General features: G+C 62.9%; 8 protein-coding genes. 4 read left to right on the top strand and 4 right to left on the bottom strand.

Translation table 11 applies throughout. The annotated features are described in order from the left end of the window. Window positions 1–140 precede the first annotated feature (140 nt). From K0F86_RS23115 to ppnN, 3 genes are all read right to left on the bottom strand, one after another. Complete coding sequence (locus K0F86_RS23115) at window positions 141–947, bottom strand: transporter substrate-binding domain-containing protein (RefSeq protein ID WP_219136501.1); 807 nt, start codon at window positions 945–947, stop codon at window positions 141–143. Between the two features lie 214 nt (window positions 948–1,161). Further along, window positions 1,162–2,232, bottom strand: a complete 1,071-nt coding sequence (locus tag K0F86_RS23120; protein ID WP_219136502.1) for a LacI family DNA-binding transcriptional regulator — start codon at window positions 2,230–2,232, stop codon at window positions 1,162–1,164. Between the two features lie 309 nt (window positions 2,233–2,541). Next, complete coding sequence (ppnN, locus tag K0F86_RS23125) at window positions 2,542–3,912, bottom strand: nucleotide 5'-monophosphate nucleosidase PpnN (protein WP_219136503.1); 1,371 nt, start codon at window positions 3,910–3,912, stop codon at window positions 2,542–2,544. Between the two features lie 310 nt (window positions 3,913–4,222). On the opposite strand from ppnN, the gene K0F86_RS23130 reads away from it, so the two are divergent. From K0F86_RS23130 to K0F86_RS23145, 4 genes are all read left to right on the top strand, one after another. After that, window positions 4,223–5,728 (top strand): peptide MFS transporter, encoded by a 1,506-nt coding sequence (locus K0F86_RS23130; protein ID WP_219136504.1) that lies wholly within the window; start codon window positions 4,223–4,225, stop codon window positions 5,726–5,728. 131 nt (window positions 5,729–5,859) lie between these two features. Next, entirely contained in the window at window positions 5,860–6,537 is a 678-nt protein-coding gene (locus K0F86_RS23135) for a UPF0149 family protein (protein WP_219136505.1), read from the top strand. 12 nt (window positions 6,538–6,549) lie between these two features. Beyond that, window positions 6,550–8,253: a hypothetical protein gene (locus K0F86_RS23140; protein ID WP_219136506.1), complete on the top strand. Its 1,704-nt coding sequence runs from the start codon at window positions 6,550–6,552 to the stop codon at window positions 8,251–8,253. A gap of 13 nt (window positions 8,254–8,266) precedes the next feature. Then, the gene (locus K0F86_RS23145; protein ID WP_219136507.1) at window positions 8,267–8,647 is read left to right on the top strand and encodes a hypothetical protein; all 381 of its coding nucleotides are present in this window, start codon (window positions 8,267–8,269) and stop codon (window positions 8,645–8,647) included. A gap of 9 nt (window positions 8,648–8,656) precedes the next feature. On the opposite strand, the gene K0F86_RS23150 is transcribed toward K0F86_RS23145, so the two are convergent. Further along, window positions 8,657–8,894, bottom strand: a 238-nt coding sequence (locus K0F86_RS23150; RefSeq protein ID WP_219136508.1) for a hypothetical protein, incomplete at its 5' end; no start/stop codon positions are given.

Raw genomic sequence — 8,894 nt, forward strand, 5'->3', positions numbered from 1 at the left:
GGCGGTCCAGCGATTGCATGACGAGTTCAAAATGAAATTCATACGGCATACTCAACTCCTTATCTGCGTGCGCATCCCCGGCGACGCCACCACGGTGGCGCGCCGTACGGACAAACACTTTCCCTGTGCGGGTTACGGTATCAGAAGGTCGGCAGCGCTGGCAGCGGCGCGCCGCTCCACTTGCGCGCGATGGCGTCGAGTTCGCCGTTCAGCTTGACGTAGTAGATGAAGTTGTTGAGCCACTGGTGCAGCTCGAAGTCGCCGCGGCGCACCGCCATCGAGTTCGGCTGCAGCGAGTAGGTGAAACGGACCTCGATCTTGCCCGCGCCGCGCGTCTTGATGATGTCGAGCGCCATCGTGCTGGGGATCGAGACGGCGTCGACCTGCTTGCTGAGCAAGGCCTGGGTGACGGTGGCATCATCCTCGAAACGCACGATATTGGTGCCGGCCGGCGCCAGGCGGCTCAAGGCCGTGTCGTTCGTGGTGCCGCGCGTTACGCCCACTTTCTTGCCTTTCAAGTCGGCCAGGACCTTGAATTTGCCGCCCACCGGCGCGACGATCGCCAGTTCAAACGCGCTGTAGGGCATGGTGAACATCAGGGTCTTGGCCCGTTCCGGCGTGGGCGCCAGGGTCGCCACGAGGAAATCGACCTTGCCCGATTCCAGCGACGGCACGCGCGACGGCGCCGTCAGGGGCACCACTTCCACGGGCAGGTTCATGTATTTGCCGATCAGGTTGGCGACGTCGACGTCATAGCCGACGGGCACGCCCTTGGCGTCGATGCTGCCAAACGGCGGCGTGCCGCTGACCACGCCGATGGTCAGCTTGCCTTTCTTGATCAGGTCGCCAAGCGTCTGGGCGCCGGCATCGGCCGCCGCACCGAGGGCGCACGTTGCTGCGAGCGCGCAAGCCACGATCTTCGAATAAAACAGTGTAGTCATCTTCATGCTTCAGTCTCCTGTGATCCCGGTACCGGCCTCGTCGAGGCACTTCCGGGAATATTGTCAAATGGACGATTTACTTCGTCTCTTGCCGTGTCGTTTCAACTTCATGCCAACCATTGCCCTGCCTGACTATCCATGCCCCTTTCCAGTGAAAACATCTTTTATGAAACCGGTTCCATTACCTTCCCAAAAAAAAGGGCAACGCCCTCTTCCCCCCTCAAGCGTCGCCGCGCTTGCGTACTTCGCTACCTTGAGTGGAATTGCGCACAATCAACTTGCCGGGCAACAGCACCTCGCGCGGCGGGCACTGCTCGCCCTGCAGGCGCGACAACATGCACGTCATCGCCGAAAAGCCGATTTCATAAGTCTGCTGCTCGATCGTGCTCAGGCCCGCCAGCGGCGACCATGGCAATTCGTCAAAGCCCAGCAAACCCACGTCCTGCGGCATGCGCAACGCCAGGCGCTGCAGCATCAGCGCCAGTTCCAGCGCCACCATGCCGTTCGATGCCAGCAGCGCCACGCGGCGGCCGGGCCACTGCGCCAGGCATTGCCGCACCTGCGCGTCGATGGCGGGACGGTCGTCCAGGTCCACCGCCAGCACTGCGCCCACGCAGCCAGGATGCTCGGCCATCACGGCCTGAAAACCGTCGGCGCGCATCAGGCGCGAACTGACGCCCGTCAAGGGCGGCGCGACGAAGGCGATGGCGTCGAAACCCTGCTCGATCAAGTGTTGAGTTGCCAGGCGGCCCGCCTGCACATTGTCCAGGCCCACCAGGTCGAAATCGGCGCCCTCGATGCGGCGGTCGACCAGCACGATGGGCATGTCCGCCTGCTGCAAGTCGGACGATTGGATGTTGCGCCCCTGCGTGTTGACGATCAGCCCTTCCACGCTGTACGAGCGCAGCGCGGCCAGCGACTGCCGTTCGCGCTGTTCATCATTGCCGGTGTTACATAAAATCAGGGTATAGCCATGCTGCTGGCAAGCCGCTTCCACGCCTTGCAGCACCGCCACCGTATAAGGGTTCAGCATATCGGCCACGACCATGCCGATCAGGCGCGTGCGTCCGCGCTTGAGGCCGCGCGCCATCTGGTTCGGCTGGTAGCCGAGGCGCGCGATGGTGCTTTCGATCTGCTGACGGATGTTCTCGGACAAAGCATCGAGTTCACCGCCGAGAAAGCGCGACACGCTGGTCTTCGATACGCCCGCCTCGCGCGCCACCTGGGCGATGGTCACGGGCCGGACCGGCTCGCCGGAGACTGTTTTTTTATTGCCGCGTACTGAATCCAAGGTTGCTCTCCACTACCTGTTGATGTTCATATTTTTATTTTGGAACCGGTTCCAAAGATAGCACCCACGCATCGATGACGCAAGCGATTTGATTACTTGTGGTAGCGACAGCACACGCTGGGGGCAAATGTGAAAAGCGCCACCCTCCCCCGGCAAACGCAGGGGGCGGGCGGACGGTGACTTACAACGCCTAACAAAACCGTAGCGAGCGGAAGGAAGGCTCGGCGCCCCCGTTGGCTTGAGAAGCGCAACTGTACGAATGTACAGTGAGCATCGCAGACCGCAAATTACGACGCGCAGTAGGTTTTGTTACTGGACCACGGTGTAGCAAGGCACATACGCCGTACCCGCCAGTTTCATGCGGTGCTGCGCCACGAAGGAGGCCAGCAGCGCATCCATGGGGCCGGCGATGGATTTGTCGCCGTGGATCTCGAAGTTGCCGTGCTCTTCGATCGAGCGGATGCCGTCATCCTTGACGTTGCCCGCCACCACGCCCGAGAACGCGCGGCGCAGCTGGGCCGCCAGCAAGTGCGTGGGCTGGTTCTTGTGCAGGCTCAGGTTGCGCATGTTTTCATGCGTGGGCTGGAACGGCTTCTGGAACTCGTGGTCGATTTTCAAGAGCCAATTGAAGTAATACGCGTCGCTGTGCGCCTTGCGGAATTCGCGCACCTGGCATATGCCTTCGAGCATTTCGCGTGCCACCAGTTCCGGGTCGTCGATGATGATTTTATAGCGCTGCTGTGCTTCCGGCCCCAGCGTGTCGTGGATGAACTGGTTGATCTGCACAAAGTACTCGCGCGAGGTTTCCGGACCCGTGAAGATCAGCGGGAACGGAATTTCGGCATTGTCCGGGTGCAGCAGGATGCCGAGGATATACAGAATCTCTTCGGCCGTGCCCGCGCCGCCGGGGAACACGACGATGCCGTGGCCGGCGCGCACGAACGCTTCCAGGCGTTTTTCGATGTCCGGCATGATGACCAGATCATTGACGATGGGGTTCGGCGATTCGGCCGCGATGATGCCCGGCTCGGTGATGCCCAGGTAGCGGCCATTGTGCAGCCGCTGCTTGGCGTGGCCGATGGTGGCGCCCTTCATGGGACCCTTCATGGCGCCCGGGCCGCAGCCGGTGCAGATGTCGAGGCCGCGCAAGCCCAGCTGGTAGCCCACTTCCTTCGAATAATTGTATTCGGCGCGGTTGATCGAGTGTCCACCCCAGCAGACGACCAGGTTCGGGTTGAGCTGGGTTTGCAGCACATTCGCGTTGCGCAGGATGTGGAAGACGGCGTCCGTCACGCCTTCCGTGCTCTGCAAGTCGAATTTCGGATTGCCCGTGACTTCATCGCTGACGAAAATGATGTCGCGCAGCACGGCAAACAGGTGCTCGTGGATGCCCTTGATCATCTTGCCATCGACAAAGGCGATGGCTGGCGCGCCCTTGATGTCGAGCTTGATGCCGCGCTCGCGCTGGATGATCGAGATTTCAAACGATTGGTAGCGCTCCAGCAAGGCGCGGCCATCGTCGATGGTGCTGCCGCAATTCAAGACCGCCAGCGCGCAGCGGCGGAAAGTGTTGTACAGGCCGCCCTGGCTGGTGTCGAGCAGTTTGTTGACTTCAGTCTTGGAGAGCACGTCCAGGCGGCCTTCCGGTGAAACCAGAGTATCGATAACGTCGTGTTCCATAATGCGAAAAATCCTTTAAAAATCGATGCTCGAAAGTCTTGCAACCTTAATATACGACAAGTCGGGCAAGTTGTGCTGTGCCGCCGCAAAATCACCGGGGCCGCGCTTGCCTGCAAACCGGTTTGATTAATATGAAACAGTCATTCTTGCTAATGCGAATGGAAACCTTCGCTCAGCGCAATTTGTAGATTAGAATGCCTGCCTATTGGAATTCCCGTGCGTGAGGTTCTTCATGAGAGTCCCCGCCGCCCGCAGGCTTCCATAAGTTCGTTGTATCGATTGACTATAATAATTTTTCAGGAGGAACCGCATGAGCGGTGCGACTACGCCCAACAAGGAAGCCGTTATTCCCGAGTTCAAGCAGATTATGGGCCATCCAAGCCCATTGTGGATGTTGTTCATGACTGAATTCTGGGAACGCTTCGCGTTCTACGGAGTTCGCTGGGCGCTGGTACTGTACATCGTGGCCCAGTTCCACGCTGGCGACGGTTCGGGACAGGCAGCGGCCAACCTGACCTACGGTTCCTTCCTCGCGCTGGTGTACGCCGGCGCCCTGTTCGGCGGCTACATCGCCGACCGCGTCATCGGTTACCAGCGCTCGATTCTGCTGGGCGCCATCTTCATGGCCGCCGGCCTGTTCTGCATCTCGGTACCGAACCAGGACATCTTCAACCTGGGCCTGGCCACCATGATCGTCGGTAACGGCATGTTCAAGCCGAACATTTCGACCATGGTCGGCAAGCTGTACACGACAGCCGATCCGCGCCGCGACAGCGGTTTCACGATCTTCTACATGGGCATCAACATGGGCGCCATGGTCGCGCCCGTCTTCACCCAGTGGCTGGCCGAGTCGATCTTCGGCACCAGCGCCATGCCGTCGTACAAGATGGTCTTCATGGCGTCCGGTTTCGGCATGCTGATCAGCCTGGTATGGTTCTTCATCGGCCGCCGCGCCCTGAAGGGCATCGGCGCACCGGAAGCCGGTTCCGGCAACCCGATGCGCGTCGTCTGGGTCGCCCTGGGCTGCCTGTGCGTGATCCCGCTGATGTACTTCCTGCTGACGGTCGGCGCTGAAAAGCTGCAAATCGTCCTGACGGTGCTGTTCATCGGCCTGGCCGTGATGCTGATGATCGAAGGCATCCGCAACGGTAAAGTTGCGCGCGACCGCGTCATCGCCATGCTGCTGATCTTTGTCTTCAACATCCTGTTCTGGATGTTCTTCGAACAGGCTGGCAGCTCGTTTACCTTCCTGGCTGACAAGATCGTCAACCGCGACCTGGGCTTCTGGATCTTCCCGACCGCCTACTTCCAGACCGTCAACTCGGTTGCCATCATCGTCTTCGCGCCGCTCATCGCCGCCGTCTGGGTCTACCTGGCACGCCACAACGTCAATCCATCGATCCCGCGCAAATTCGGTCTGGGCTTGCTGGGGAACGCATTGGCCTTCGGTTTGCTGATCTTCGCTCTGTCGAGCCTGGTTGGCGCCGATAACAAGATCCCGTTCTGGACCCTGACCACCGTCTACGTGCTGCAATCGATCGGCGAGCTGTGCCTGTCGCCTATCGGCCTGTCGATGGTCACCAAGCTGGCGCCAGTGCGCCTGGTGGGCCTGGGCATGGGCGGCTGGTTCCTGTCGACCGGTATCGGCAACAACCTGTCGGGCATCTTCGCCAGCCACGTCAGCGGCACGAGCGGCATGTCGGTGCAGTCAGCCCTGTCCGGCTACACCTTCGGCTTCTGGTCCCTGCTGGGCGCCGGCGTGATCCTGTTCCTGATCGCACCGCTGATCAACAAACTGATGCACGGCGTGAAGTAAGCGTTCTGCCCTGGATAAAGACGGCGGCCTGCGGGCCGCCGTTTTTCATTCCGGCGCCGGCTTTCCCCTTGCCGGGCGGTACAATACGGCCAGGGCCGATGGCCACCTCAATCAAATTACAGAAAAATCCCATGTCCAGCATCTCCACCACCTCGCCCCTCTCCGACGACGAATACGCCGAACTCGACACCCTGCTGGCCGCGCCCGCCCTGGCCGGCGCCGCCATGGACGTGTCCATGCTCGAAGGTTTCCTCACGGCCGTCGCCCTGAGCCCGAAGCAGATCGCGCCCGAACAATGGCTGACATGGGTGTGGGACAAGGCGGCCGGCAGCGCCGCGCCAGCACAGGACGAAGCCAGCGAACGGGCGGCCGGCCTGGCGCAGCGCCACCACGCCTACATGGTCGAATGGCTGGCGAAGGACCCGGACAGCTTCGAGCCCATCTACGTCTGCGGCCCCGAATGGAGCGTGAGCGCCTGGTGCGCCGGTTTTGTCCTTGGCACCAGCCTGGACAAGCCCCAGTGGGCGGCCCTGGCCGTCAGCCACCCGCAATACCTGGCGCCGTTCCAGCACCTGGCCGGCGCCAGCGAACTCGATGACGATGCGGCCGAAACGGCCATGGATGGCGTGATTCCCGCCGTCATCGCCATCAACGCCGCCTGGGCGCGCCAGCGCCACCTGAAACAAAGCCAGCCCGGCGCCACCGTGCTGCGCGAACTGCCTAAAACGGGCCGCAACGACCCGTGCCACTGCGGCAGCGGCAAGAAGTACAAGAAATGCTGTGCCGACGCCGATAGCGCGGCGAACTAAGGCGGCACCTCCTTGCGCCAGCTGCTGACGGCCCTGCTGCGCTTCCTGCTGCGCCACGCGCTGCAGTTCGCGCTGTTCATCGTCATCCTGCTGGCCGGACGATCGCTGCTGGCCGAATGGCGCGCCTACAGCGCCGGCAGCGAGGTTGTTACGGCGCTCAGGCTGGCCGCCGACGGTGCCGATCATCATGGCGTCAGCCTGGCCGAGGCGGCCACGCTGCGCATCAACGCCCTGACACATGCCTCGCAAACGGCCATCGCCGCCCGCCTGGAGCAAGTGCAAGCGCAACTGGCAGCCTTGCGCGCGCGGCAGCAACCGTCGCTGTTTACCCTTCCCCTGCCTGACGCGAACACCGTGGCCTTGCATGCGCAGGACGAAGCGGCGCGCCGCGTGGAAATCGAAGTGCTGGTGCAGGAAGCCCGTTATCTGACCGCCCTGCAAGCGGCGATCAGCGGCGAAGATGCACGCCAGACGCTGGCGCGCCTGCATGCGGAGCACGTGCGCGCGTACGCTGCACTGCAAGAAAATCTACGCCAGCGCCGGCAACTGGAAGCGCAGCACCCGCTGGCGGCGCGCCTGCCCGGCAGCGACGCCTACGCGCAGCTGGCGCGTCTCGAAACGGAGGACCAGCGCTTGCGCGAGATCAACCTGCAAGCGTATCAGGCCTGGGCAGCGCAGCGCGCGCGCACCGGCGACGCCACTAACGCCGCCCGCCCCGCGCCATTTTCCATCGATGGCGCGGCCTTGAGCGGCGCGCTGGCGCCCGTGCAGGCGGCGATTGCGGCCGGAGAGACCCAGCTGGCGCGCAACTGGATCGCCCGCTGGCGCGCTCCCGTGCTCGACGTGGTGCCCACGGCCGCCCTGCTGGTGCTGTCGGCCATCCTGCTGCCCGTCGCCATCAAGGCCTTCTTTTACTTCGTGCTGGCGCCCGCCGCTTCGCGCCTGAAACCCTTGTCCATCGCGCACGCGCTGAACGTGACGGCCACTGCGCTCCCCCTGCCGCCCGATGGCCAGTCCCGCATCTCCGCCGTCTCGCAGGCATTGCAGCTCAAACCCGGGCAGCGGATGCTGATCCACCCCGAATACCTGCAATCGTCGCCCGTCAGCACGCATAAACGCACGCAGTGGCTGCTGGACTGGCGCTTCCCATTGACCAGCCTGGCCGCCGGCATGGTGGCGCTGACGCGCCTGCACAGCGACGCCACTGCATCCGTGACGATTTCCGCCAGCGACGACCCGCTGCTGGAAGTGGCTGTCGTGCACCTGCCGGCCGGCAGCGCCCTCGTATTCCAGCCGCGGGGGCTGGTCGGCCTGGTCTGCGACGCGAATCAGCCGCTGGCGATATCGAGCCACTGGCGCTTGGCCAGCCTGCACGCCTGGCTCACCCTGCAACTGCGCTTCATCGTCTTTCGCGGCCCCGTCACGCTGATCGTGCGCGGCTGCCGCGGCGTGCGCCTGGAGCGCGCGGGCCAGGGCCGCGCCATCAGCCAGTCCGCCACCCTGGGTTTTACCACCGACGTGCTGTACTCGACGATGCGCAGCGAAACCTTCCTGCCCTACCTGCGCGGTCAGCAAGCGCTGCTCAACGACCGCTTCGACGGTAAGAATGGCGTCTACCTGTACGAAGAAACCCCGCGCCACGGCAAGCAGCCGGGCAAGGTGGGCAGCTGGTTCGAAGGGTTTACGGACGCCATTTTGAAAGTGTTCGGCATCTAGCCGGAGAGATCATATGAACGACTTCCTGTTTGCCGATTTTCTCGAGGACCAGGCCGTGTACGCGGCGGCAGAGGCCTGGTGGCGGGCGCGCCTGGCCTTCCTCGATAAGCAATGCGTGCCGTATCTGCGCACCGCGTTTGCGAATGGCCAGCCATTTTATGACGGCAATCCCATCGTCAACTTGGCCGACCGCAACGCCGGCAAGGCGGCGCGCATTGTGCAGCAATGCCCGCAGGAGTTCGGCGCCTGCTACACGAGCTTCGGGCAAGCCATCGAGCTGGCCGACGGCGACGGGCATCGCCCGGCGCAGGAAAAGATTATCGTGCTGACGTTGACCGAAGACTCGGCGCAGCGCGCCGAGGATGAACTGCGCGCCTGGTTTGCGCCAGCGTAGGGCTGCCGGCTACGCCGCAATCGAATGCGACACCGTCAGCCACTCGCCCGGCTGCAGCTTCGCCGCCGCCTCGCGGGTGGCCAGCACGCTGTCCGGGTCCAGGTCGGACCTATTGAGCTTGTAGGAATAGGCAAAATCGTCGGCATCGAATGCCTGCCCCGCCTTGACGTAATACTTGAAGCCGACAAACGAGTCGGGATTGGTGACGACTGTGTATTCAAGCGTGACGCTGTTCATGGCGGGCCTC

This window comes from Janthinobacterium sp. UMAB-60 (assembly GCF_900095235.1).
In the GTDB taxonomy this organism is placed as follows: Bacteria; Pseudomonadota; Gammaproteobacteria; order Burkholderiales; family Burkholderiaceae_D; genus Janthinobacterium.